The organism is Sphingomonas trueperi, assembly GCF_011927635.1.
In the GTDB taxonomy this organism is placed as follows: Bacteria; Pseudomonadota; Alphaproteobacteria; order Sphingomonadales; family Sphingomonadaceae; genus Sphingomonas; species Sphingomonas trueperi.
Genome location: NZ_JAATJB010000013.1, coordinates 16,583 through 41,557, shown reverse-complemented (window position 1 = coordinate 41,557; position 24,975 = coordinate 16,583). Strand labels below are relative to the sequence as shown.

At 68.6% G+C, this 24,975-nt stretch carries 23 protein-coding genes; 13 read left to right on the top strand and 10 right to left on the bottom strand.

From position 1 onward, the window contains the following. Positions 1 to 7 precede the first annotated feature (7 nt). The gene (locus tag GGR89_RS17390; RefSeq protein ID WP_125972501.1) at positions 8 to 901 is read left to right on the top strand and encodes a LysR family transcriptional regulator; all 894 of its coding nucleotides are present in this window, start codon (positions 8 to 10) and stop codon (positions 899 to 901) included. A gap of 66 nt (positions 902 to 967) precedes the next feature. Continuing rightward, entirely contained in the window at positions 968 to 1,450 is a 483-nt protein-coding gene (locus tag GGR89_RS17385) for a cupin domain-containing protein (RefSeq protein WP_206434250.1), read from the top strand. A gap of 28 nt (positions 1,451 to 1,478) precedes the next feature. On the opposite strand, the gene GGR89_RS17380 is transcribed toward GGR89_RS17385, so the two are convergent. From GGR89_RS17380 to GGR89_RS17350, 7 genes are all read right to left on the bottom strand, one after another. Further along, a complete protein-coding gene (locus GGR89_RS17380; RefSeq protein WP_425338775.1) occupies positions 1,479 to 2,405 on the bottom strand; it encodes a YncE family protein in 927 nt (308 codons plus the stop codon). 12 nt (positions 2,406 to 2,417) lie between these two features. Next, a complete protein-coding gene (locus GGR89_RS17375) occupies positions 2,418 to 3,302 on the bottom strand; it encodes a sterol desaturase family protein (protein WP_125972496.1) in 885 nt (294 codons plus the stop codon). 173 nt (positions 3,303 to 3,475) lie between these two features. Beyond that, positions 3,476 to 3,808, bottom strand: coding sequence for a UrcA family protein (locus GGR89_RS17370; RefSeq protein ID WP_125972494.1), 333 nt, complete (start codon positions 3,806 to 3,808; stop codon positions 3,476 to 3,478). A gap of 206 nt (positions 3,809 to 4,014) precedes the next feature. Further along, positions 4,015 to 4,389 (bottom strand): hypothetical protein, encoded by a 375-nt coding sequence (locus GGR89_RS17365; RefSeq protein ID WP_125972492.1) that lies wholly within the window; start codon positions 4,387 to 4,389, stop codon positions 4,015 to 4,017. Between the two features lie 60 nt (positions 4,390 to 4,449). Next, positions 4,450 to 5,994, bottom strand: a complete 1,545-nt coding sequence (locus tag GGR89_RS17360) for a tetratricopeptide repeat-containing sulfotransferase family protein (protein ID WP_125972490.1) — start codon at positions 5,992 to 5,994, stop codon at positions 4,450 to 4,452. Continuing rightward, positions 5,991 to 6,908, bottom strand: a complete 918-nt coding sequence (locus tag GGR89_RS17355; protein ID WP_125972488.1) for a response regulator transcription factor — start codon at positions 6,906 to 6,908, stop codon at positions 5,991 to 5,993. Before GGR89_RS17355 ends, GGR89_RS17360 begins: the two co-directional genes overlap by 4 nt. Further along, complete coding sequence (locus GGR89_RS17350; RefSeq protein WP_125972486.1) at positions 6,898 to 8,460, bottom strand: ATP-binding response regulator; 1,563 nt, start codon at positions 8,458 to 8,460, stop codon at positions 6,898 to 6,900. The genes GGR89_RS17355 and GGR89_RS17350 overlap by 11 nt, the downstream gene beginning before the upstream one ends. A 223-nt stretch (positions 8,461 to 8,683) precedes the next feature. On the opposite strand from GGR89_RS17350, the gene GGR89_RS17345 reads away from it, so the two are divergent. The 8 genes from GGR89_RS17345 to atzF are packed head-to-tail and all read left to right on the top strand — an operon-like array spanning position 8,684 to position 18,668. Continuing rightward, positions 8,684 to 9,763 carry a putative urea ABC transporter substrate-binding protein gene (locus tag GGR89_RS17345; protein WP_125972484.1) on the top strand — a complete coding sequence of 360 codons (1,080 nt, stop codon included), beginning with the start codon at positions 8,684 to 8,686 and terminating at the stop codon, positions 9,761 to 9,763. A 13-nt stretch (positions 9,764 to 9,776) separates the two neighbouring features. After that, positions 9,777 to 10,592: an ABC transporter permease gene (locus GGR89_RS17340; protein WP_125972482.1), complete on the top strand. Its 816-nt coding sequence runs from the start codon at positions 9,777 to 9,779 to the stop codon at positions 10,590 to 10,592. After that, positions 10,589 to 11,395 (top strand): ATP-binding cassette domain-containing protein, encoded by an 807-nt coding sequence (locus GGR89_RS17335; protein ID WP_125972480.1) that lies wholly within the window; start codon positions 10,589 to 10,591, stop codon positions 11,393 to 11,395. The genes GGR89_RS17340 and GGR89_RS17335 overlap by 4 nt, the downstream gene beginning before the upstream one ends. A 32-nt stretch (positions 11,396 to 11,427) precedes the next feature. Continuing rightward, entirely contained in the window at positions 11,428 to 11,871 is a 444-nt protein-coding gene (locus GGR89_RS17330) for a CopG family ribbon-helix-helix protein (protein WP_206431184.1), read from the top strand. After that, the gene (locus GGR89_RS17325; protein WP_125972476.1) at positions 11,868 to 12,686 is read left to right on the top strand and encodes an urea amidolyase associated protein UAAP1; all 819 of its coding nucleotides are present in this window, start codon (positions 11,868 to 11,870) and stop codon (positions 12,684 to 12,686) included. Before GGR89_RS17330 ends, GGR89_RS17325 begins: the two co-directional genes overlap by 4 nt. Continuing rightward, entirely contained in the window at positions 12,686 to 13,321 is a 636-nt protein-coding gene (locus tag GGR89_RS17320) for an urea amidolyase associated protein UAAP2 (RefSeq protein ID WP_125972474.1), read from the top strand. The genes GGR89_RS17325 and GGR89_RS17320 overlap by 1 nt, the downstream gene beginning before the upstream one ends. After that, positions 13,318 to 16,917 (top strand): urea carboxylase, encoded by a 3,600-nt coding sequence (uca, locus tag GGR89_RS17315; protein ID WP_125972472.1) that lies wholly within the window; start codon positions 13,318 to 13,320, stop codon positions 16,915 to 16,917. Before GGR89_RS17320 ends, uca begins: the two co-directional genes overlap by 4 nt. Beyond that, positions 16,914 to 18,668 (top strand): allophanate hydrolase, encoded by a 1,755-nt coding sequence (atzF, locus tag GGR89_RS17310; protein WP_125972470.1) that lies wholly within the window; start codon positions 16,914 to 16,916, stop codon positions 18,666 to 18,668. The genes uca and atzF overlap by 4 nt, the downstream gene beginning before the upstream one ends. A gap of 122 nt (positions 18,669 to 18,790) precedes the next feature. Here atzF and GGR89_RS17305 read toward each other — a convergent pair whose 3' ends face one another. Beyond that, a complete protein-coding gene (locus GGR89_RS17305) occupies positions 18,791 to 19,687 on the bottom strand; it encodes an MBL fold metallo-hydrolase (RefSeq protein ID WP_125972468.1) in 897 nt (298 codons plus the stop codon). Between the two features lie 136 nt (positions 19,688 to 19,823). On the opposite strand from GGR89_RS17305, the gene GGR89_RS17300 reads away from it, so the two are divergent. Together GGR89_RS17300 and GGR89_RS17295 are read left to right on the top strand one after the other, a co-directional pair. Beyond that, positions 19,824 to 20,768 (top strand): sterol desaturase family protein, encoded by a 945-nt coding sequence (locus GGR89_RS17300; RefSeq protein WP_125972466.1) that lies wholly within the window; start codon positions 19,824 to 19,826, stop codon positions 20,766 to 20,768. Continuing rightward, positions 20,765 to 21,226 (top strand): hypothetical protein, encoded by a 462-nt coding sequence (locus GGR89_RS17295; protein ID WP_125972464.1) that lies wholly within the window; start codon positions 20,765 to 20,767, stop codon positions 21,224 to 21,226. Before GGR89_RS17300 ends, GGR89_RS17295 begins: the two co-directional genes overlap by 4 nt. A 7-nt stretch (positions 21,227 to 21,233) precedes the next feature. On the opposite strand, the gene GGR89_RS17290 is transcribed toward GGR89_RS17295, so the two are convergent. Then, positions 21,234 to 22,679, bottom strand: coding sequence for a family 43 glycosylhydrolase (locus tag GGR89_RS17290; protein ID WP_125972462.1), 1,446 nt, complete (start codon positions 22,677 to 22,679; stop codon positions 21,234 to 21,236). An 8-nt stretch (positions 22,680 to 22,687) separates the two neighbouring features. After that, on the bottom strand, positions 22,688 to 23,353 hold the full coding sequence (locus GGR89_RS17285; RefSeq protein ID WP_245201714.1) for an acetylxylan esterase: 666 nt from the start codon (positions 23,351 to 23,353) through the stop codon (positions 22,688 to 22,690). A gap of 338 nt (positions 23,354 to 23,691) precedes the next feature. On the opposite strand from GGR89_RS17285, the gene GGR89_RS17280 reads away from it, so the two are divergent. After that, positions 23,692 to 24,879: an alpha/beta hydrolase gene (locus GGR89_RS17280; RefSeq protein ID WP_206431179.1), complete on the top strand. Its 1,188-nt coding sequence runs from the start codon at positions 23,692 to 23,694 to the stop codon at positions 24,877 to 24,879. Positions 24,880 to 24,975: the final 96 nt, after the last annotated feature.

The following is a 24,975-nucleotide window of genomic DNA, read 5'->3' as shown; positions in this document are numbered from 1 at the left end:
TTCAGCAATGAACCGCCAGCAGCTCTCCGAACTGACCGCCTTCCTCGCCGTGGCGCGCCAGAAGAGCTTCACCCGGGCGGCGGCGCAGAGCGGCGTGACGCCCTCGGCGCTCAGCCACGCGATGCGCGGGCTGGAGGAGCGGCTGGGAGTGCGGCTGCTCCATCGCACCACGCGCAGCGTCAGCCTCACCGAGGCGGGCGAGCGGCTGTTCGCCACGCTCGCGCCGCGGCTGGACGAGATCGAAGCCGAGCTGGCGGCACTGACCGCGCTGCGCGACAAGCCGGCCGGGCTGGTGCGGATCAGCGCCGACGAGCATTCGCTGCACACGCTGCTCTGGCCGCGACTGGCGCCGATCCTGCGCGAATTCCCGGACATCCGGGTCGAGATCGACAGCGACTATCGGCTGAAGGACATCGTCGCCGAGCGCTTCGATGCGGGCGTGCGCTTCGGCGACATCATCGCCAAGGACATGGTGGCGGTGCCGATCGGCCCCGAGGCGCGGATGCTGGCGGTGGCGTCCCCCGCCTATTTCGATCGTGCCGGGCGGCCGGAGGCGATCGAGGACCTGACGGCGCACGCCTGCATCAACCTGCGCCTGCCCACCTATGGCGGGCTCTATGCCTGGGAGTTCGAGGAGGACGGCCGCGACCGCAAGGTCTGGGTCGAGGGCCCGCTCACCTTCTCGTCGGTCTTCCCGATCCTGCGCGCGGCGCTCGACGGATTCGGCATCGCCTGCCTGCCCGATGCGATGCTGGCGCCGCATCTGGCGAGCGGCGCGCTGGAGGCGGTGCTGACGCGCTTCTCGCCGCCCTTCGCGGGCTATCACCTCTACTACCCGAGCCGCCGCCAGCCCACGCCGGCCCTGGCGCTGCTGGTCGAGCGGTTGCGCTGGCGGGGATGATCCGGCTGTGGCAGGTTGGCGGGGAAGAGCACCAAGCGTTCTCAACACACTATAGGGAGAGAGGCCGTGAAGATCCTGCCCAGCGCCGTTGCCACGGCCGCATTGCTGTTCGCCCTGCCCGCCGCCGCGCAGACCGCCACCGATCCCACGTCGTTCGCCACCGCCAAGGACGTCCAGGCGCAGCTCAAGGCGATGCTGGCCGAAATGAAGCCGGGCCAGGGCTTCGCCTGGAAGCCGCTGGTCCGCGACGGCAGCAACAACGCCGCGATCGAGATCTGGAAGAAGCCGGGCAAGCCTGCCGTCCATCCCGACCAGGCGGAATATGCGATCGTGCTGGAAGGTGCGGGCACGCTCGTCTCGGGCGGCACCATGCCCGATCGCGAGGTCCGCAACCCCACGCTGGTGGAAGGCAGCCGAATCGACGGCGGCACCACCCGCACGCTCGCGCCGGGCGACGTGATCCTGGTGCCCGCGGGCGTACCGCACTGGTTCGGCATTACCGGCGAGCGGCTGGTGCTGCTGGGCATCAAGCTGGCCAAGGGGCAGTGACGGGCGCGGCGCTGCTCGCCGCCGCGATCTAGTTCGCGGCGCCGCCCGAAGCAGCGTGGGTGAAGCTCCACCACGACAGCGTGTGGACGTCGTGCGCGCTGGTCCATACGCCGTTCCCGGCGAAGCGCAGCGCACCGCTGCCGCTGGGCTTGCCGAGGCGGCCGAGGATCGCGAGCGTCTTGGGATCGATGGTGACGAAGGTCTGGTCGGCGGTGGTGCGCAGCCAGACCATGCCGCCGCCGGTATCGATGTCGCCGTAGAGCAGATCGGCGCCGACCTTCACTCGGCCGGAGACTTCCACCGTGGCAGGATCGATCCGCGCGAGCGTTCCGTCGCCCTGTTCCTGCACCCACACCGCACCCTCGCCCGCGGCAAGGAAGCCCGGCTGCTTGCCGAGCTTGGCGCGCCCGGTCATCTGGTTGGTGGTGGGGTCGATCCGCTGGAGCGATTGCTGGCCGCTGCTCACCGCCCATAGCGCATCGAACCCGAAGGCGAGGTAATGCGTGCCCGGATCGACCGCGATCGAGGCAACGACATGATTGTCGGCCGGGTCCACGCGGGCGATCTTGCCCGCATTGTCACTTGCCACCCAGATCGATCCCGCACCCGCCACGACGTTGAGCTCGCCCGCCGGGTTGGCGATGCCGGTGGGGATCGCCGCCAGCAGCCTGGCGGTCTTGAGGTCGATGCGGTTGAGCGTGCCGTCCTTGCAATCCGCGACCCACAGCGAGTCCGCCGCGATCGCCATCGCCCCGCACGGGTGCGTCATCGCCACTTCGGCGCGCTTGCCGCCGCGCGACCAGCGTTCGACCCGCCCCTTGTTGGTCGCCCAGACGCTGTCGCCGTCGACCGCGAGGAAATCGGCGAAGCCGGGCACGGTGAGCACCTGCTCCTCGCGCGGCTGCGGGTCGGCATCTGCGTGCGCGGCGGCGAGCAGCATGGCGAGCATCGGCATCCAGACCATCGCTCAGCCCGCGGCCACGTCGGTGGTGGCAGCCGGACGCTGCTTCAGCCGGGCGAGGATCGGCTGGAACGGGAACAGCCATTGTTCGCGGATCGACAGCCGCCGCCGCTCGTCCTGGCCGACCACCGAGGCCTCGCCTTCCTTGTAGGTGCCGAAGATCCGGTCGAGCAGGATCAACGAGTTGCCATAGTTGCAGCGCGTATCCTCATAGGGCACCGAATGGTGCAGGCTGTGGTGGCGGATCGTGGTGAACACGAAGCTGTACCAGATCGGCGGATCGGACCGCACATTGGCATGGGCGAAGCCGGAGACGACACCCAGCACGCTCACCCCGCAGAAGATCGCGGTCAACGGCAGGTCGAACAGCGCGACGACGCTGAGGCTGATCAGGAACAGCTCGATCGGGTTGCCGACAAAGCCCTTGGCGGCATTGAGCTGGGTGATGTGGTGGTGCGGTGCATGCGTCAGCCAGAAGGGCGCCGAATTGTGCATCAGCCGGTGCATCCAGTACTGGCCGAACTCGATCAGGAAGATCACCAGCGCCACCTGCGCCAGGAAGGGCCAGTGCATGGCCCAGGGCGTCGCGATCCCCAGCGACTGCTTGAGCGCGAGCAGGGGCGTTTCGGCCAGCATGCGCGACGCCCAGGAAATCGCGGTCGCGCCGAGCACGACGTAGAACAGGTCGGTCCAGAACTCGCGCCAGTGCATCCGCCAGCCCGCATGCCGCTCGAAGACGAACTCGAGGCCTTGGATGTAGAGCGTGATCAGCGAAGAGACGATCACGATCGTCCAGGGATTGGCGAGGATGGCGGCGGGCGCGAAGGCCCAGAAGCAGACGACCGCCACCACGGTCGCCGGCGGTATGAGGTTCACGAGCCCTTTGGTCATGCGCTGTCGTCCCGATCGCGAGCGGGGCGATGCCGCCCCGTGTCGATCCGAAGCTAGCCATGCAAACGATGCCCGCGCAGGTGGCCGAATGACGTAGCGGCCCCAAAGCACGCGGCCGCGCGCATCCTTTCGGGACACGCGCGGCCGGGAAAAGGCCGTTCCGGCGGTCGGGCTCAGCGCAGCGCCGCGACCTGCACGCCGCCGGCCTTGTTCGCCTGCGCGAGGCGCGCCTCGATCTGGCTGCGGACCTGCTCGGCGACATCGGCACGGCACAGGCGCGCGCGGGCTTCGAGTTCGGGGTGGATGGTCGCGAGATTCTCGCCGCACACCGCGCGGGCGGCCTGGTCGACGCGGGTGGCGAGGCGCTGCTGGCCGTCGGCAGTGGCGAGATCGAGACCGGCGAGCGTCAGCGTCGCGCTGGGCTTGCCGAAGCTGGTGTCGCTCGTGCCGGCAAAGGCGGCGGTACTGATCGAAAGCGCGGCGGCGGCCGCGACGAGCATCTTCATGGCAATCTCCTGCAACCAAGACCGCCTCACCCGAGCGGCTGAGGCGCATCTAGTCGCAGGAACGACGAACGGCAAGTTTAAAAGCTATAGATACGCTACGTAACTTCCGCATCCTACGATGCGGCAAGTTTTGCAACGCAGCAATTGCTTATTACAGCTTCAGCCGTTCTTCATACTTTGGACACCGACTCCATCGTTATTACAAATCATCGCGCACGTACTACCAGCGAGGCGAGTTCGGTGGTGTGACCCATCAGCCCGACCGGCAGACGCACGGTTTCCCGCCGCTCGACCTGCCCCACCGCATTGACAACCGCCACGTCGAGCGTGCGCGCGAAGGGCGAGGCAAAGCCCCGCACCGCCGCCACCGGTACGCGGACTTTCCAGCCGCGCCCGCCGCTGGCCGCGACGATGCGGTCGTTGATCGTGATCGTCTGAGCGGCGGAGCTTCGCGTACCGCGGATCAGCAGGCAGTCACCCGCTGCACAGCGCACCAGCTTGGCGCTCGGACGCGCATCGGCATGCGCCGCCGGTGCGATCAGCAGCGCAGCACCCAAAGCGAAGCAGGAGAATCTAGCCATGCACGCGAGGTTGTCGAAGTCCGCCGCGGCGCACCATGCGCCGTTTGACGTACGCGGCGCTCAGTCGATGGCGATGCCGCGCTCGGCGAAATAGGCGGCGACGGGCGCCAGCACCGCTTCGTGTTTGCGCCAGCGCGCGACCGAGTCGCGGTAGATCGGGCGGCGGACCTGCGCCGCGCTCGGGGTGGAGACCGCCCCACCCTGCGCGTGGAAATCGAGGCAGCGTTCGGACCAGTCGAGCCCGCAATGCGCGAGCAGGCGGCGGGTCGCGTGTTCCTGGTCCGCGACGATGTCCTCGTAGCGCAGCTCTAGGATGCGCCCGGGCAGCGCCGTGCGCCACAAGGTCATCAGCCGCTCGAACCCGGCGACATAGGCGGCGATATCGAGCAGGTCGTAGCTATAGTCGTAATAGCGCGAGCTGATCGCGAACAGGTTGCGGAAGTTGGCCAGCACCGTGTCCATCGGGTTGCGGCGCAGGCAGACGATCGCGGCGTTCGGCAGCGCCCGCGCAGCGATGCCGGCATAGTGGAAATTGCCGGGGAATTTGTCGACGAAGCGCCGCTCGGGCAGCCGCCGGTGATGCGCCGCCCGCGCCAGATAGTCGCGGCCGATCGCACCGAGATCGGTGCCCGCCGCGGCATGGAGCGTCTCGGGGTCGAGCACGGTGCGGCTGCGGGTGCCCGAGGCGGCCTTTACCGCCAGCGGAAGGGCCTGGAGTTCCCCGCCGCTCTCCACCGCCGGGTGCGCAGCGAGGATGCGGTCGACCAGGGTGGTGCCGGTACGCGGCATGCCGATGATCAGGATCGGCGCCTCGGCGGGCGCGTCCGTGACCGGCGCGGCGGCGAAGGCCGGCCAGCTTCCCGCCACGGCATCGACGATCGCCGCGTCGCGCGCCGGAGCATAGCCGAGCGCGGCGCGATGTTCGGCGTTCACTTCCAGCAGGCAGGCCAGCGCGTCGTCGCCGCGGCCGATATCCTCCAGCTCCTTGGCGAGCGCATAGCCGGTGAGCAGCCGGTCCGGCCCCCGCGCGCGCTGCTTTGCCGCTTGCAGCCGCACAACATGGTTGCGCTCCGGCCCCTGCTTGCGCAGCCCAGCAAGTAGATGGTGCGCGCGAGCATCGTCCGGGCTGCGCGCCAGCAGTGTTTCCAGCGCCGCCTCGGCATCGTCGACCCGGCCGAGAAAGCTCAGCGTCGCCGCGTGGTTGTAGAGGAACTGGTCGTTCTCGGGCGCCACCGCCACCGCCACCTCGAAATGGGGTAGCGCGGCTACATGATCGCCGAGCCGTGCATAGACACAGCCGATCGTGTCGCGCGACAGCGCGTCGGCGGGCGGGTCCGCCTCCGCCGCGGCAAGCTGCGCCGCTGCATCGCCGTCGCGCCGCACCAGCGTGTAGAGCCGCGCAAGCTGCGCGCGATATTCGCCGCGCGGGTCCGCCGCCACCGCCGCCTCGATCTGCCGGATCGCCTCGCCGATCCGCCCCTGCTCCGCCGCGATCACGCCCAGCAGGAAGGCGCCCTCGGCCGAGGGAAGCGCCGCCGAGGCCAGCCGGCTGGCGGTATCGAAATCCCCCTGCTCCAGCGCCGCCCGCGCCGCGGCCGCGCTCATCCCGCCAGCGTCGCCACGGCGATCGCCGTCGCCGATGCGCGATTCTCGACCCCCATCTTCTGGAAGATCTGCTCGAGATGCTTGTTCACGGTGCGCGGGCTGATTTCCAGGATCTCGCTGATCTCGCGATTCTGCTTGCCCCGGCTGAGCCACACCAGCACCTCCGCCTCGCGCGAGGTGAGCCCGTGGCGCTCGGCGAGGATGCGCTCGGCATCGCCCTCGCGCTTTTCGGTCAGGCGGAACAGCCATTCGCGCGCGCTGGTCTGGCGCAGGAAGCTGCACTGGAGCGTGCTGTCGCCGATCTGCAGCGTCGCCTGCGCGCCTGGCGGCACCGCCGGATCCTGCAACCGCCGCACGATCACGGCCAGCTCGTCGGGCAGGTCCAGCGCGCGGGGCGACCAATCGGGGAACAGCCGCTCGATCGTCTCGGCGGCGAGCGGCGTCAGCCAGCCGGTCTGGCCCTCGCGATCGACCGCGAAGGAGGGCCGCCCGGCGGTGTCGAGCGCCAGCTGGCTGCTCTGCGCGATCCGGGCATTGGCGAGATGCACCGAGACGCGGGCGAGCAGCTCGTCGACCACGATCGGCTTGTGCACATAATCGACCGCCCCCGCATCGAGCCCACGCACGACATGCTCGCTTTCGGTAAGCCCGGTCATGAAGATCACCGGCACCTGGCGAAAGCGGCCGTCCTGCTTGATGCGCCGCGTGGTGCTGAACCCGTCGAGCCCGGGCATCACCGCGTCCATCAGGATCAGGTCCGGCGTGCCATGCTCCAGCAGCTCCAGCGCCGCCAGCCCGTCGACCGCGATCAGCACCGTCATCCCCGCCTGCTCCAGCGTTGCGGTGAGGAAGCGGAGCGATTCGGGGGTGTCGTCCACCACCAGGATCGTGGCGCCGGGATCGCTAGCCGACATCGTCGAGCGTCCTTGCCAGCCCGCGCAGATCGAACGCCTCGAGCTGCGGCCGCAGCCGCGCGACGAGATCGGCGCTTTCGGGGACGTCCCTCTCCAGAGTCACGAGTGTCGTTTCGATTCCACGGACATGCCCGAGCTTCATAAAGCGGCGCAGCGCATCGAGATAGGGCGCCGCCGACGCAGGGAGTGCCAGAGGTGGACGGGGGGGCGCGGCGGCCGCCTCGGCATTCTCGACGATCCAGTCGAGCCCCAGCTGGCGTGCGATCATGTCGAGCAGCGCATCGAGATCGACCGGCTTGGTGAGGAAGGCATCGTGCGCGCGGCGGCCGTCGCGGCCGGCATGGAACTCGTGCGCATTGGCCGAGACCATCACGATCCGCAGCCCTGCCCCGAAGCGCGCGCGCAGCTGCTCGGCAATGCCCCAGCCGCTGGTGCCGGGCATCTGGATGTCGAGCAGCACGAGATCGGGCGAACAATGCTCGGCGAGCGCGAGCCCCGCGGTGCCGCCGCTCGCCTCGAAGACGGAGAAGCCGAGCGGGCGCAGCAGATGGTTGACCACGGTGGTTTGCGCCGGGCTGTCGTCGATCACCAGGATCGTCTTTTGCGGCCCCTGATAGCCGGTGACGCGGCGATAGGCGGCGGCCCCCGCGGGCGCCTCGATCGGCTCGGGCAGGAGCAGGCGGAGAAGGAAGCTGCTGCCCTTGCCCAGCTCGCTCGTGACCGTGACTTCGCCGCCCAGGATTCGGGCGAGCACGCGGGTGATGGCGAGGCCCAGCCCGATGCCCGGCTGCATTATGGTATCGGGTTCGCGCCCCCGCTCGAAGGGTTCGAAGATGCGTTCCAGGTCCTCGGGCGGGATACCGGGGCCGGTGTCGCGGACTTCGATTGCGGCGCTCTGGCTGCGATAGCGCACCGTGAGCGTCGCGCCGCCCTTGTCGGTATATTTGATCGCGTTGGACAGCAGGTTGATCAGGATCTGCCGCAATCGCTTCTCGTCGGTGCGGACATAGGCGGGCAGCCGGCCCTCCACGACATAGTCGAGCGACAGCCCCTTGGCCGAGGCCTGGACGCGGAACATCTCCACCACCTGGTCGAGCAACGCCGGCAGCCGCACCAGCTCCTGCCGCACCTGCAGCACGCCGCTTTCGACGCGCGAGATGTCGAGCAGGCCTTCGACGAGGTTGGTGAGATGCTCGGCAGAGCGGCGGATCACCCCGCCCGCCTCGCGCGGCGGGATCGAATCGCCGCGCTCGAGCAATTGAGCATAACCATAGATGGCGTTGAGCGGCGAGCGGATCTCGTGGCTGACCGCGACCAGATAGCGCGTCTTTGCGGCATTGGCGGCCTCGGCTGCGTCCTTGGCCTTGGCCAGCGCCGCCTCGGTTTCCTGGTGCGCTGCGATCTCGGCGCAGAGCCGCTCCGTCTGCGCGCGATTCGCCTCCTCGGCGGCGCGGTGGCCCGCGCGCGCCTTCAGGAACAGCCGGGCAAAGGTCGCGGCAACGGCGAGCGCGAGCCCCAGGCAAATCGTCCCAAGAATGCGCGCCATCGCCATGCCGGTTCAGCCCCTTCGCCTGCAAGGACGCGCGGCGGCGGCGCCCCGGAACCGGGGCTCGCCAGTGCCCGAATGACGCATTGCAGCATCACGATTTGGGGTGACACGTGCCATGCGACATGCCTATAAGTCGTATTACTGGATTGAGCAAACGTAATATCGGGTGCGACCGTCCGGCGGCTGAAATTCGCGCTTTCTCGCGCTGCGAAGATGGGGGTCGATCATGGCAAAATGGGTAACGAAGGCGCGGATCGCGGTGGCGGCGGTGGCAATGCTGGCAACGGCGTCGTGCGGCGGCAGCGGCACTGCACCCAAGGCGCGCACCGAGTTCAATATCGGCTGGTCGATCTATGCGGGCTGGATGCCCTGGCCCTATGCCGAACAGGCCGGCATCGTGAAGAAATGGGCCGACAAATACGGGGTGAAGATCCACTTCACCCAGGTCAACGACTATGTCGAGTCGGTGAATCAGTTCAACGCCGGCAAGCTCGACGGCGTCACCGTCACCAACATGGACGCGCTCACCATTCCCGCCGCCGGCGGCAAGGATACCAGCGCGATCATCCTCGGCGACTATTCGAACGGCAATGACGGCATCGTCCTCAAGAACGCCAAGAGCCTGGCGGACATCAAGGGCCGCACCGTCTATCTCGTCGAGCTGTCGGTGTCGCACTACCTCCTCGCGCGCGGGCTCTCCACGGTGGGCCTGCAGCTTTCCGACGTGAAGACGGTCAACACCTCGGACGCGGACATCGTCGGCGCCTTCGCCAACCCGGCGGCTACCGCCGTCGTCACCTGGAACCCGCAGCTGACCGAAGTCGCCAAGCTGCCGGGCGCTGCCAAGCTGTTCGATTCGAGCCAGGTGCCCGCCGAGATCCTCGATCTGCTCGCTTTGGACACCGCGACGCTCAAGGCCAATCCGAACCTCGGCAAGGCGCTGGCAGGCATCTGGTACGAGACGATCCAGCTGATGCAGAAGAAGGACGCCGCGGGCGCCGCCGCCCGCGCCGCAATGGCCAAGCTCGCCGGCGCGACGCCGGAGGCGTTCGACGCACAGCTTGCCACCACGCACCTCTACGGTACGCCGCAGGATGCGGTTGCGGCAGTAAAATCGCCCGCGATCGGCGCGACCATGGTCAAGGTGCGCGACTTCAGCTTCTCCAAGGGGCTGTTCGGCCAGGGCGCCAAGTCGGCCGACGCGATCGGCATATCGGTGCCGGGCAAGACGATCGGCGACGCCAACAACGTCAAGCTGCGCTTCGACCCGACCTATATGGAGCTGGCCGCGGCCGGCAAGCTCTGAGGCCGGACCCCGTATGCGCTGGGTGAACATCCGACCCCGCCGCCGCACCGGCTGGCTGCTGGGGAGCCTGCCGCTGCTGCTGGTGGCGATCGTCTACCTCTTCGCCTCGGCAGCGCGGCACGCCGAGAATCCCTCGGACAAGCTGCTGCCCACGCCGGGCGCGATGGTCGAGGCGATGCACAGCCTGCTCGCCCAGGCCGACCCGTTGAGCGGGCGATTGATCTTCTGGGCGGACACGGTGGCGAGCCTCGAGCGGCTGGGCGTCGCGCTCGGCATCTGCGCGCTCTCGGCGCTGCTCGTCGGCATGGTGCTGGGCGTGCTCCCCGCCGCCCGCGCCACCTTCGGCGCCTTCGTGACGACGATCGCGGTGATCCCGCCGATCGCGCTGCTGCCGGTGCTGTTCATCGTCTTCGGGCTGGGCGACACCGCCAAGGTCGCGCTGATCGTGATCGGCGTCACCCCCTTCCTGATCCGCGACCTTGCCGATCACATCACCGCGATCCCGCAGGAGCAGCTGATCAAGGCGCAGACGCTCGGCGCCAGCAGCTGGCAGCTCGCGTTGCGCGTGGCACTTCCCCAGGCGCTGCCCCGGCTGATCGCCGGCATCCGCCTGTCGCTCGGGCCGGCCTGGGTGTACTTGATCTCGGCCGAGGCGATCGCGTCGGACGTGGGGCTCGGCTATCGGATCTTCCTGGTGCGGCGCTACCTCTCGATGGACATCATCATCCCCTACGTCGCCTGGATCTCGATCCTCGCCATCCTGATGGACGTGGCGCTGGCCCAGCTGAGCAAGCGCGCCTTTGCCTGGGCGCATGGAGCCGGCCGATGAGCGCGCTCCTCTCCTTCCAGAATGTCTGGCTCGAATATGGCGACAAGGTCGTGCTCGAGCGCGTCGCGCTCGACATCGCCGAGCGCAGCTTCGTCTCGATCGTCGGCCCCTCCGGGGCGGGCAAGAGCAGCTTCCTGCGACTCGCGCTCGGCCAAGAACGGCCGACCCGCGGCAAGATCCTGCTCGACGGCACGCCGCTGCCCGACGAATGCGGCCCCGATCGCGGCGTGGTGTTCCAGCGCTATTCGGTGTTCCCGCATCTGACCGCACTCAGGAACGTGATGTTCGAGCGCGAATGCGTCGGCGCGCCCTTCACCGCCCGGCTGTTCGGCGCCGCCCGTCGCCGGGCCCGCGACGAGGCCGCCGCGATGCTCGCCGAGGTGGGTCTGGGCGATGCGCTCGACCTCTACCCCGCCCAGCTTTCCGGCGGCATGCAGCAGCGGCTCGCCATCGCCCAGGCGCTGATCGCCCGGCCGCGCGTGCTGCTGCTCGACGAGCCGTTCGGCGCGCTCGATCCCGGTATCCGGCAGGACATGCACCGGCTGATCCTCAAGCTGTGGGAAGAGCATGCACTCACCGTGCTGATGGTCACCCACGACATTTCCGAGGCGTTCAACCTCGGCACCCGCGTGCTCACCTTCGACAAGCGTCGCGTCGATCCGCACGCCCCGCACCGCTTCGGCGCGGCCGCCGTCTACGACCTTCACCTCACCCGCAAGCGGCGCGAGGCGATCGTCGAGGCGCAGCAGGAAGTATTACGATTGACAGAATCAGTAATAACAGGGAAAGAGGAATCACTGTGAAGGAACCCTCCTCCTCCCTCGCCCGGCTCAGCATGAGCCTGCCCGCCGAACTCTTCCGCCAGCTCGACGAAATGGTGGAGGATCGCGGGCTCCCCTCGCGCTCGCAGCTGATCGCCGAGCTGATCCGCGACGAACTTGCCGAGCAGAGCGCCGCCTCGCGCCCCGAGGAGATGCTCGCGGGCACGATCACGCTCGTCTACCGCGCCGATCTCGGCCGGGTGCGGCACCAGCTGGCGCAGACCCAGGCCGAGTATCTGAAGGAGGTCATCTCCTCGCAGCACGTCTTTTTAGAAGACGATCAGTCGCTCGAGGTGCTGCTGGTCCAAGGGCCCGCACGGCGCCTGCGCGACCTGTGCGACGCGCTGCGCAAGGTGCGCGGCGTGCAGCAGCTGCGCCTCTTCACCACCACCGCGCTGCTGCCCCCGCTCCATGAGCAGGATGAGGCGGCGGCCCCAACCGGGAGCAAGACGGCATGAGCACACTCGCCGACCCCAATGCCGCACGTGACCATGCGCGGGCGATGGCCGGCACCGTCGTCGAGGCGATGCCGATCCTGCCTCCACACGCGGACGACCTGCCTGCGGGCGTCTCGGCCGACGACCTGGTCTGGGAAGAGACGATCGCCGCCGGCGGCTATGCCAGCCGCTTGCTGTCGCGCGGCAGCAGGCTGCGGCTGATCGACCTGCAGGGCGATGCCTGTGCCTCGCTCCAGCTGTTCAACGCCGCGATGCCCACCGAGCGCTTGAACGTCGCCGATACGGTGAAGGTGCAGTGGAACGCCTATCTCGGCACCGGCAGCCTGTTCCTCTCGGACATGGGCCGCGTGCTCGCCAGCATCGAGCACGATGACGCGGGCACGCACGACGCATTCTGCGGCGCCTCCAACGCCGCGTCGAACGAACGCCGCTATGGCGACGGCAGCAATTCGGGCCCCTACCCCAATGCGCGCGACCGGCTGCTGCTCGGCGCCGCCAAGCATGGCCTTGCGCGCCGCGACGTCCACCCTTGCGTGAACCTATTCAAGGGCGTCCGCATCGCCGCCGACGGCACCACCGACCCGCAGCTCGGGCCGTTCGCGCCCGGGCGCACGCTGGTGCTGCGCGCCGAAATGGACCTGATCGTCGTGCTGGCCAACTGCCCGCACGTGCTCGATCCGCGCCCCTGGACCGTCACGCCCCTGCGCGCCACCGCCTGGCGCGGGCCGGTGACGGGCGAGGACGATCCGATCCGCAACGCGACGCCCGAGCGGCAGCGCGCCTTCCTCAACACCGAAGACTGGGTCCGCCGCTGATGGAACAGGATGTGGCACTTGCCGGCCTCAACGGCCGGGTGATCCATGACGAGATCGTCCCCGCCCGCGCGCCCTGGCTGCACCGCGTGAAGGCGGGCGAAACGCTCCGCGTCGTCGACCTCGAAGGCAACCAGGCGGTCGATTTCCTCCTCTACGCCACGCACGACGATGCCGAGCGCTACAGCGCGCAGGACACGATCGCGGCGCAGGCCAATATCTTCCTGCGCACCGGCAGCGTGCTGCGCTCGAACGAGGGCCGGTCGATGATGACGATCACCGCGACGGCGGTCGAGTATCACGACACGATCGGCGGCGCCTGTTCCTGCGAGTCCAACACGCTGCGCTACGGCCATTTCACCAAGGCGCAGCACGCCTGTGTCGACAATTTCCTCGAAGCCAATCTCCGCGACGGCCGGGGCAAGCGCGACATCGTATCGAACGTCAATTTCTTCATGAACGTGCCGGTCGAGGCCGATGGTGCGCTGGGCATCGTCGACGGCATCTCGGCGCCCGGCCTGACCGTGGACTTGCGCGCAGAAATGGATGTGACCGTGGTCGTTTCGAATTGCCCGCAGATCAACAATCCCTGCAACGGCTTCAACCCCACCCCCGTCCGCATGATCGTCACCGCATGAGCGTCCAGACCGTCCTGATCGCCAATCGCGGGGCGATCGCCTGCCGGATCATCCGCACGCTCAAGACAATGGGCATCCGCTCGGTCGCAGTCTTCTCCGATGCCGACGAGGCCTCGCGCCACGTCGCGCTCGCCGACATCGCGGTGCGGATCGGCCCGGGCCCGGCGGCGGAAAGCTATCTCGACGTCGCCCGCATCCTCGCAGCCGCCAAGGAAACCGGCGCCGACGCGATCCACCCCGGCTATGGCTTCCTCTCCGAGAACGCCGCTTTCGCCGAGGCCTGCGAAGCCGCCGGGATCGCCTTCATCGGCCCGACCCCGGACAGCATCCGCGCCTTCGGCCTCAAGCACAGCGCCCGCGCGCTCGCCGAGGCGGAGAACGTCCCCCTCGCTCCCGGTACCGGGCTGCTCGACAGCGTCGAGGCCGCGCTCGAGGCGGCGGAGCGCATCGGCTATCCGGTGATGCTCAAGGCGACCGCCGGCGGCGGCGGCATCGGCATGCGCGTGTGCACCGACGAACAGGCGGTGCGCGACGGCTATGCCGCGGTCGCCCGGCTGGGCGCCGGCAATTTCGGCGATGCCGGGCTGTTCCTCGAACGCTTCGTGCCGCGCGCGCGCCATGTCGAGGTGCAGATCTTCGGCGACGGCCAGGGCCGCGTCGTCGCCCTCGGCGAGCGCGATTGCTCGCTCCAGCGCCGCAACCAGAAGGTCGTGGAAGAGGCCCCCGCCCCGCACTTGCCCGAACGGGTCCGTGCGGCGCTGATCGAGGCGGCGGTGCGGCTGGGCCAGGCGGCCAACTATCGCTCCGCCGGCACGGTCGAGTTCCTCTACGATCCGGCGCGCGAGGATTGGTTCTTCCTCGAAGTGAACACCCGCCTCCAGGTCGAGCACGGCGTCACCGAGGAAGTGACCGGCGTCGACCTCGTCGAGTGGATGGTCCGCGGCGCAGGCGACGACTACAGCTTCCTCGACACCCCCGTCCCTGCCCCGAAGGGCTGGTCGATCCAGGCCCGGCTCTATGCCGAGGATCCGGCGGTCGACTTCCGCCCCGCCTCGGGCACGCTGACCGACGTCGCCTTTCCCGAAGGCGTCCGAGTCGAGAGCTGGGTGGAATCGGGCAGCGCCGTTTCCTCCTTCTACGATCCGATGCTCGCCAAGCTGATCGTGCATGGCGAGGACCGCGAGTCCGCCGTCGCGGCGATGCAGGCGGCGCTCGACCGCACCCGCTTCGCCGGGATCGAGACCAATGTCCGCTGGCTGCGCGACGTCGCGCGCAGCGAGGATTTCGTAACCGGCGACGTCTCGACACGCTCGCTGGAAACGGTGGTCCACCGCCCGCAGAGCATCGTCGTCCGCTCGGCCGGCACCGCGACCAGCGTGCAGGATTATCCCGGCCGCGTCGGGCTGTGGGATATCGGCGTGCCGCCTTCGGGACCGATGGACGCGCGCGCCTTCCGCCTCGGCAACATGCTGCTCGGCAACGACAGCACCGCGCCCGGGCTGGAGATGACCGCCACCGGTCCGACGCTTCAGTTCAACACCGCGACCCGCATCGTCCTGACTGGCGCCGACTTCGCCGCGACGCTCGATGACGCCCCGGTACCGCGCAACAAGCCGATCGCCATCGCCGAAGGCCAGATTCTGGCGCTGGGCCGCGTCACCGGCGGCGGCATGCGCGGCTATATCCTGTTCGCCGGCGGGCTCGACGTGCCGAGCTATCTCGGCAGCGCCAGCACCTTCGATCTCGGCGAGTTCGGCGGCCATGGCGGGCGCGTGCTCCGCGTCGGCGACACGCTGCACCTGACCGATCATGCGCCGGCGGTAATCCCCGGCCCGCGCAGCATCGCGCAGGAACAGCTCGGCCCCGACTGGACGATCCGCGTCCTCTACGGCCCCCACGGCGCTCCCGATTTCTTTGCGCCCGAGGATGTCGACACGATCCTCTCCGCCGAGTGGAAGGTTCACTATAACAGCAACCGCACCGGCGTGCGGCTGGTCGGCCCCAAGCCGCACTGGGCGCGCAAGGATGGCGGCGAGGCGGGGCTTCACCCGTCCAACATCCACGACAATCCGTACGCGATCGGCGCGCTGGACTTCACCGGCGACATGCCGATCATCCTCGGCCCCGACGGCCCCTCGCTCGGCGGCTTCGTCTGCCCGTTCGTGGTGATCGCGGCAGACCTGTGGAAGATCGGCCAGCTCGCCCCCGGCGACCGCATCCAGTTCGAGCAGGTCAGCCTCGACGAGGCTGATGCCGCCGCAGCAGTCGAAGAGGCCTGGATCGAAGGCCGCGCCGCCACAGCGCTGAGCCCCGCCAAGGGCGGCGGGCGCGACGCGATCCTGGTCGACCTGCCCGCCAAGGGCCGCCGCCCCCGCGTGATCTTCCGCCGCCAGGGCGATCGCAACCTGCTGGTCGAATATGGCCCGATCACGCTCGACCTCGAGCTGCGCCTCCGCGTCCACGCCGCGACCACCGCGCTCGCCGAACTCGCGCTGCCGGGCATCCTCGACATCGTGCCGGGTATCCGCTCCTTCCAGGTGCATATCGACGGCATCCGCTTGAAGGAAGCTACACTGATCGAGCGGCTGGTGCAGATCGAGGACGCACTCGGCGATCTCGAGGACTTCGTCATCCCCTCGCGCATCGTCCACCTGCCGCTCAGCTGGAACGACCCCGCGATCCACGAGACGATCCAGCGCTACATGCGCGTGGTCCGCGACGACGCGCCGTGGTGCCCGGACAATATCGAGTTCATCCGCCGCGCCAACGGGCTGGCAAGCGCCGAGGAGGTTCACCGGATCATCTTCGACGCCAGCTACCTCGTCTATGGCCTGGGCGACGTGTATCTCGGCGCCCCGGTCGCCACCCCGATCGATCCGCGCCACCGGCTGGTGACCACCAAGTACAACCCCGCCCGCACCTGGACGCCGCCCAACGTGGTCGGCATCGGCGGCGCCTATATGTGCATCTATGGCATGGAGGGTCCGGGCGGCTACCAGCTGTTCGGCCGCACCATCCAGGTGTGGAACACCTATCGCCAGACCGGCGCCTTTGCCGAGGGCAAGCCCTGGCTGCTGCGCTTCTTCGACCAGATCCGCTTCTTCCCTGTCAGCCACGAAGAGCTGACCGAATGGCGGCGCGACTTCCCGCTCGGGCGCCGCGAGATCAAGATCGAGGAGACCGAGTTCCGGCTCTCCGAGTATCGCGAGTTCCTCGCCGACAATGCGCGTTCGATCGCCGCGTTCGAGAAGCAGCGCAACACCGCCTTCGCCGCCGAGCGCGCCGATTGGGAACGTAAGGGCGAGTTCGACCGCGTCGCCAGCCTCACCGAAAGCGCGGATGACAGCGCCGATGAGGCGGTGACGGTGCCCGAAGGCGCCGAGCTGGTGGAAGCGCCGTTCGGCGGCAGCGTGTGGAAGCTGCTCAAGGAGGTCGGCGACCCGATCGATGCGGGCGAGACCATCGCCGTGCTGGAGGCGATGAAGATGGAGTTCCCGGTGACCAGCCCGGCGGCGGGCACGGTCGCCGCGCTCTATGTCGCCGAACGCCAGACCGTTACGCCTGGCTCGCCGGTGCTGGCGCTGGTGCGGGCATGACGGCGCTCGACCGGCTCTCCGTCGCAGGCATTGCCGCCGAGGTGCAGGCGGGCAGGCGCAGTGCGGTCGCGGTGATCGGGGACGTGCTGGTGCGGCTCGATGCGTACGATGCGATCCAACCGGCGGTGTGGATTGCACGGTTCGAGCCCGATGCGCTGCGTGCGATGGCCGCTGCGGTAGATGCGCGCGTCGCCGCTGGCGAGACGTTGCCACTGGCCGGCGTGCCTTTCGCGGTGAAGGACAACATCGATCTCGCGGGGCTCGCCACCACCGCTGCCTGCCCCGCCTTTGCCTATGAGCCGGAGCAATCGGCAACCGTGGTCGCAAAGCTGGTGGCGGCCGGGGCAATCCCGGTGGGCAAGGCCAATCTCGACCAGTTCGCCACCGGCCTCAACGGCACGCGCAGCCCGTACGGCATCCCGCGCAACGCCTATAACCGCACCTGGGTAAGCGGCGGCTCCAGCTCGGGCTCGGCCGTCGCGGTCGCCGCCGGGCTGGTCGCCTTCGCGCTCGGCACCGACACCGCGGGTTCGGGCCGCGTACCCGCCGCGTTCAACCATCTCGTCGGCCTCAAGCCGAGCAAGGGCCGCTGGAGCAGCACCGGCCTAGTTCCCGCCTGCCGCACGCTCGACTGCATCACCGTGTTCGCCGGCACCACCGAGGACGCCGCGCTGGTCGACACGGTTGCCGCCGGCTTCGACGCGACGGACTCGCTCTCCCGCGCGCTGCCCGATGTGCCCCGCGCGCATCGCCGCATCGGCGTGCCGCGCGCCGAGCAATGCCGCTGGTTCGGCGACATCGAGTCCGAATATCTCTACCGCCAGGCGCTCGCCGGCCTCGATGCCGAGCTGGTCGAGATCGACCTCGCCCCGCTCGATGAAGCCGCCCGCCTGCTCTACGATGGCCCGTGGGTCGCCGAGCGCACCGCCGCGCTGCAGGACCTGCTGCTCGACAACCCCGACGCCATCCACCCGGTGGTGCGCGAGATCGTCGAGGGCGGCTTCAGCTACAACGCGGTCGATGCGTTCAACGGCGCCTATCGCCTCGCCGACCTCGCCCGCATCACGGCGGCGATGTGGGACCAGGTCGACCTGCTCGCCCTCCCCACCGCGCCGACCAGCTACCGCGTGGCGGAGATGCTCGAAGCACCCATCGCGCTCAATGCGAGCCTCGGCGCCTACACCAATTTCGTGAACCTGCTCGACATGGCGGCGATTGCCGTGCCGGCCGGCAGCTATGCCAGCGGCGTCGGCTTCGGCGTGACGCTGATGGGCCCGGCGGGCACCGATCGCGCGCTGATCGACGCGGCGAACGCATTTTTCCCCGCGCCGGCATCCCCGCCGCCGCTGGACCTGGAGGGACGGATGGAAACGGTGAAGCTCGCGGTCGTAGGCGCCCATCTCGAAGACATGCCGCTGCACTGGCAGCTCACCTCGCGCGAAGCGAAGTTCGTCACCGCCACCACGACGGCGCCGACCTACAAGCTCTACGCCATGGCCGAGAGCGTGCCGCCCAAGCCCGCGCTGGTCCATAGCGAAGACGGCGCCGCGATCGCGCTGGAAGTGTACGAGCTCGACATGGCCGCGTTCGGCAGCTTCGTCGCCGAAGTGCCGCCGCCGCTGGCGATCGGTACCGTGACGCTGGCCGATGGCAGCATGGTCAAGGGCTTCGTCGCCGAGCCACGCGCGATGACCGGCGCCGAGGACATCACGTCGCTGGGTGGCTGGCGGGCCTATATCGCACGGGGCTGAGCCTGTGCCTCAAAGCTGTCATCCCGGCGGAAGCCGGGATCCATTGGCGCTCCGTATTGGCAGGAGCTGCGACCGAGAAGCGAATGGATTCCGGCTTTCGCCGGAATGACAGATGGGAAGAGTCAGTCGTTCGGCCGCGCGGGCACCGGATACACGATGAAGTCCGCGTGCCGGTCCACCACCGGCACCGGCCCGGCCTTCTCCGCCGCCGCGCGGAGCTCCTCGATCGCCGAGGGTGCCAGCGGGAGCGGATGCTCGTCGGGATGGGTCGGCGCCTGCATCCCATAGTCCTTCCCCGGCGTGGTCGTCATCTCGATATGCGCCCCGAGCAGCGCCCGGATCGGGTGCGTCCTGGCGAACGCCGCCAGCCGCTCGGCACTCGCGCGGAAATCATCGAAATGGTTCAGCGGCACGTACAGCCGCCCCGGATAGAGCATGTCGCCCGAGAACAGCAGCCGCGTCCGCGCATCATAGACCATGATGTGCGCCGGCTGGTGCCCCGGCGTCGCCAGCACGTCGAGCACCCGCCCGCCCAGGTCATAGCGGGCCACATCGCGCGGCCAGTCGGTGAAGTGGAAGAATGCCGCCACCTCCGCGGGCTTGAGCCCCACGACGTCCGTGTCCGGCCGATCGCGAAACTCGTCATCGCCGGCATGATGGTCGCCATGGCCGTGCGAATGCGCGACGACCAGCCGGATTGGGCGCCCGCCGTGCCTGGCCCGCCAGCCGGCGATGAGCCGATCCACCGTCGGCCGGATCTTGAGCCCGCCCGCGCCGGTATCGAGCAGCAGCGCCCGATCGCGGCCGAAGAGCAGGTACAGGAACGGCGCCTCGAAATTGGTCTTCACCGATTGGCGGATCACGAAGGTGTCGCGATCGATCGCCTGTACCTGCGTTGCGGGCTCACGCGCCGCCGCTCCGTTGATCCAGGGCGCGAACGCCAGCGGCTTCGGGTCCGCCGCGCCGAGCAGCAGAAAGGCGCCCAGGCCAAGCGAAAAGCGGCGTCGAAGGTGGGTCATATGCCCCATGCTGGGCCACGCATCGCCCCCGGACAAGCCGCCAAATCCCCCGCTACGTCAAACGACTTACGGCGTGCAGCCCCCGTTTCGGTCATCTTCCCATCATCGGAAACACGGGCGAGGACCGGGCGCGACTATGGATGCAGCTGTACCGACCAACTTCGAACCGACCGGCGTGCAGGGCGGCCCGGTCAAGCGCTTCATCTTCACCTGGTTCCAGCCGGCGGTGCTGCTGGCGATGATTCTGTTCTGGACGCTGGCGCCGGACTCGATCGCCAAGGCGTCCGTCGCGGTCGGGATCGGCATCGTCTTCAAGCTCTGCCTGCTCGGCATGGAGCGGATCAGCGAGCGCCACCGCCACTGGCGGCTGACCTGGAAGGAGCTCGCCAGCGACCTCTTCTACGTGGGCATGAGCTACACGCTGATCAAATATGCCGGCAAGCAGTTCGGGGACGACGCGATCATCGACGCGATCAAGCAGTATTTCCACCTCAAGACCGCCTGGGCCGGGCAGATCCCGATCCTGTTCCAGGCGCTCGCGATCCTGCTGATCTTCGATTTCGGCCAGTATTGGATGCATCGCGGCATGCACAACTGGGGGCCGCTGTGGCTCACCCATGCGCCGCATCACCACATCACCCAGCTCAACGCGCTGAAGGGCTCCGTCGGCAACCCGATCGAGCTGTTCCTGATCGGCCTCAGCCTGGGCGGCTTCTTCGACTTCCTGCCGCGCGCAGCCCTGCTCGCCGGGGGCATCGGCATGGCGATCGGCGCCTATACCCATGCGAACATCCGCTTCAACACGCCGCGCTGGTGGTCCTTCCTGTTCAACACGGTCGAGCATCACAGCCTGCACCACTCGCCCGATTACGACAGCAGCCGGACCAACTACGCCAACACCTTCATCTTCATCGACCGGATCTTCGGCACCTGCCGTGACTCCGAGGCCGCGCATGTCGGGCTCGACGATTGCCGTCGGCTGGGGATCAAGGAGCAGATGCTCTACCCGTTCCGGCCGGTCGCCCGTTGGGTCAAGCAGTTGCGCGCACCGCGCCTGCCCGAAGCGGTGGCCGCCGAATGAGCTGGCTGCGCGCGATCGACTGGATCTGGCACGTCCGCGGTACGCTGGCGCTGCCCGCTCGCCCCACCTCCTTCAACGCGTTGGAGCCCGTGTTCGAGGAGCGCGGCACCACGGTGGAGCGTGGCCCCGACACACTCGCGTTCCACAAGGACAATCCGGACTCGCAGGACAAGCTCGCCTCGTTTGAGCACGGCACGCTGCAGTTCGTCGCGACGGAGAAGGGCCCGGCGCTTCGCTACGACCTGACCAGCCATCCGCTGCTCTGGTGCTTCATCGCCCCCGCGCCCTTCGCCGCGCTGGCCTATGCCGCACAGCCGATGCGCACTCCCGGCTATATCTTCGCCGGCATCTTCGCGGCGCTGTATCTCGCCGGTCGCGTCATCGAGCAGCGCAACGCCCACAAGCTGTTCCGCGAGCGGCTGCTCGGAACCGACACCGCCGAGGCGGTGCCGGCCTGACGCGCCCTCAAGGCCGCTGGAACGTCCAGCGGCCGATATCGCTTGCACCATCGAGCGGCATCAGCGCGGGCGTGCTTCGCCCGATCGCGACCAACGCCCTGGGGTGCTTGGCATCCGCCTGTGCCTTGGGCTGGATACGGTAGCTGCCGTCGGTCAGCTGGTCGATCCGCCACAGCTGCTCGGCCGCGCCGGTGAAGGCAGGTACCGCTTGCACGCTGCCCTCAGGGCCCACCGCCAGCGCACGCTCGGTGCCGGCGATGAGGATCTTGTAATAGGGCGCGCCGAACGCCCCGCCCGCCCCTTCCGCTGGCGCGATCGTCCAGAGCTGGTGCGCGCGCATCATGTAATCGCCCAGGTCCACCTCGATCGCGCCTTCGGGCCAGCTGACGCGGTTCTCGGCGAGCGTCTGGTTCTGGATAGGACCGGTCGGGTCGCCGGGCTTGGCGAAGAAGCTGCGGCGCACGTCGAACGGCATGCGCACGAAATCGACCGCGAGCTCCAGCGCCCCGCCGCCGCGTTCGGACTGGATCTCGTAGGTGCCGGCGGGCAGGTTCTCGCCCGCCACCGGCCAGCCGTCCTTCCACAGCAGCGGCAGGATGCCGAGCACGCTGCGCCCGCCGCGATCCAGATCGGATTCATAGTGCATCGAGAATTTCTCGACCCCGTCGCCCAGGTCGAGCAGCCCGAAATGCCCCGGGCCATATTGCCGCGCGCGCCCCGCCACGACCAGCTTGCCGCCGCCCTGGAGCAGCGGCACGCCCATATTGTCGACGAACGGCCCGGTCGGGCTGCGCGACCGGCCGACGCGGATGTTGTACGAGGAGTTCGGCCCGTCGCAACAGGTGCCATGGGTGCCGAGCAGATAGTACCAGCCGTCGCGGTGCAGTAGCGCGGTGGCCTCCATGTCGATCGCGACGTCGACCGGCTGGCTGCCCGGCATCTTGTCCCCGGTCTTGGGATCGAGTTCGAGCATCCGGATATAGCCGAAATAGGTGCCGTAGCTTAGCCACAGCCGCCCCTCGGCGAAGAGGAAGGCGGGGTCGATCGCATCGGCCGGCTCCAGCCCGTTGGTCGAGGCGACGATGCCGACATCGTGATAGCCGAAGTCGGGCGACTTGGGGTCGAGCGACTTGGTCCACATCACCTTGACGTTGCTGGCATGGCCGCCGTTCATGCCGCCGCCGCCGACCGCATAGGCGACGTAGAAGCGGTCGTCGATCTTGATCACGTCGGGCGCGACGCCGCCGCCGGGCCGCTCGCCGCCGCTCGCCCAAGTCCAGCCATCCTCGGAGACAAGCCCGCCGCCGCGCGTGCCGAAGGTCCACCAGCGGCCGTCCGAGTACGTGATCGTGGAAGGATCGTGGATGAACGGCTCGCCCGCCAGCTGGGCGGAGGCGGCCTGGGGCTGCGCGAGCAAGAACAGCGCGGCGAGCGAAGGGCTTGCGAACTTCATGGCGTTCCTCACTGCACGTCGATGGTGATGTCGCGGATCGGCTTGCCGGCCTCGTCGACGAAGCGGGCGCAGAAATCGCTGAGGCCGGGGCCGTTGATCACCGCGCCCCGCAGCACGTTGCGGCCCTTGCGCAGCGTGATCGGCCGCGACACCACGTCGTCCATCACCATCCGCCGGTCGCCATAGAGCCCGGCCACCTCGCTGCCGTTCAGCCACCAGCGAGACGCCGAGTTGGAGCCCATCGCCAGCCGCACGCCGCGCATCTCGCGCGGGGCGTTCACCACCGTTACCGCCCAGAAGATCACGCCATAGGTCGGCTTGCCGAGCCCCTGCGCGAGGTAGAAGAGCTTCACGTCGAACAGGCTGGAATCGAGCGCGTGCCAGCGCAAGGCACCGGGCGCGCTGTCGCCGTCGCGCGGCACGCCGTCGAACGTGCCGGGATAGGTGGCAGGCGCGATCGCCGCGCGGACATAGGTGGGGGTGAAGCCGGTGTTGGTGCGGTTGGGCTTCACCACCGGCTCGAGCAGCAGCCAGCGGCGAAGGAAGCCATCGGCATCGGGCGCGATCGGATCGGCAGAGGCCGGCGTGAAATAGGGCGCGAGCCCGGTGGGCGGCGGCAGCTTTTCTTCCACCATGCCGGCGGTCTGCGCGTGCAGAGCTGCCGGTGCGGTCAACGCCAATGCCAGCGCGCACCACCGCGCAGCCGAACGGGGCCTGCCCATCGCCATTGTCTCCTCTCCCCGGCGACTCGAAGCGGCCGCCTTTGTTATCGGTAACAGCATGGCTAGGCGGCGGCACACTGCGCCGTCAACTGGCGAAACGATTGCCTCGCCTGCCGCACCCGCCGCCGAACGACTTACACTCGTCTTTCCAATGCTATAGCGATGTCCTGCAAGAGACCGATATTGCGTCGGACCCGCTTGATTTTCTCCGGCTAAACTGTCCTAATGTGCGCGCTAACATCCGAGGCTTTCGGCTCATGACGCCGGCAGCACTTAGGGGAGGAACCGCCGTGAAGATCGCTTATGCCGCCATGGCCGCGGCCATGCTCGCCGTGCACCCCGCCCAGGCGCAGACCGCGCCGACCGCCGCTGCACAGACCGCCATTGTGGAGGACTTCAAGCCCTCGACGCTCAACCAGCCGGGGCAGCAATTTCCGCAGGTCAACTCGCAGGGCTATGTCCGCTTCCGCGTCATGGCTCCCGACGCCACCGCGGTAAAGGTCAGCCTCGGCCTGGGCGGACGCGGCGGCACCACGCTCGCCAAGGCGGCGGACGGCAGTTGGACCGGGACCACCGAAGGCCCGCTCGACGAAGGCTTCCACTACTATCACCTCACGATCGACGGCGGCACCTTCAACGACCCCGGCACGCGCAACTTCTACGGCTCCACCCGTTGGGAAAGCGGCATCGAGATCCCCGCGCACGACGCCGATTTCTATGCGCTCAAGGACGTGCCGCATGGCCGGGTCGAGCAGATCCTGTTCCCCTCCCCCAGCACCGGCACCCAGCGCCGCGCCTTTGTCTACACGCCCCCCGGCTACGAGAAGAACGCCAGCACCCGCTATCCCGTGCTCTACCTCCAGCATGGCTGGGGCGAGGACGAGACGGCGTGGAGCAACCAGGGCCACGCCAACCTCATCCTCGACAACCTGCTCGCCGCGGGCAAGACGCGGCCATTCCTGATCGTCATGACCTATGGCATGACCAACGACGTGCGGCCGGGCCAGCCCGGCGGTCTCGCCAGCTTCGACATCAAGCCGTTCCAGACGGTGCTGTTGAACGAGTTGGTCCCCTATGTCGACGCGCACTACCGCACGCTGGCCGACCAGAAGCACCGGGCAATGGCCGGCCTGTCGATGGGCGGGTTCGAGACCAAGCTGATCGCGCTCAAGAATCTCGACCGCTTCGCCTATATCGGCCTGCTGAGCGGCGGCACCATCTCGCTGGAGGACGTCAACGCCACGCCGGGCTATCGAGACAAGGTGAAGCTCACCTTCGTCAGCTTCGGCAGCCGCGAGCTGGAAGGCGGTCGCTCGGGTCCGCCGGGTGGCCCCAAGGTCGATCCGCGTGCGAATGCCGAGGCGATCAAGGCGGCAGGCATCCCCAGCGCCTTCTATGTCTCGCCGGGCACGGGCCATGAGTTCCAGACCTGGCGGCGCAGCCTGCACGAGATGGCGCCGCTGCTGTTCCGCGACTGACCATTTCCGCCCGGGCCCTCGAGAAATTCGATTGCGCGCGCATTTCGCTGCAAATATGCGCAATCGCAGACAGTGCCGTCGCGGGGGCAAATCGCG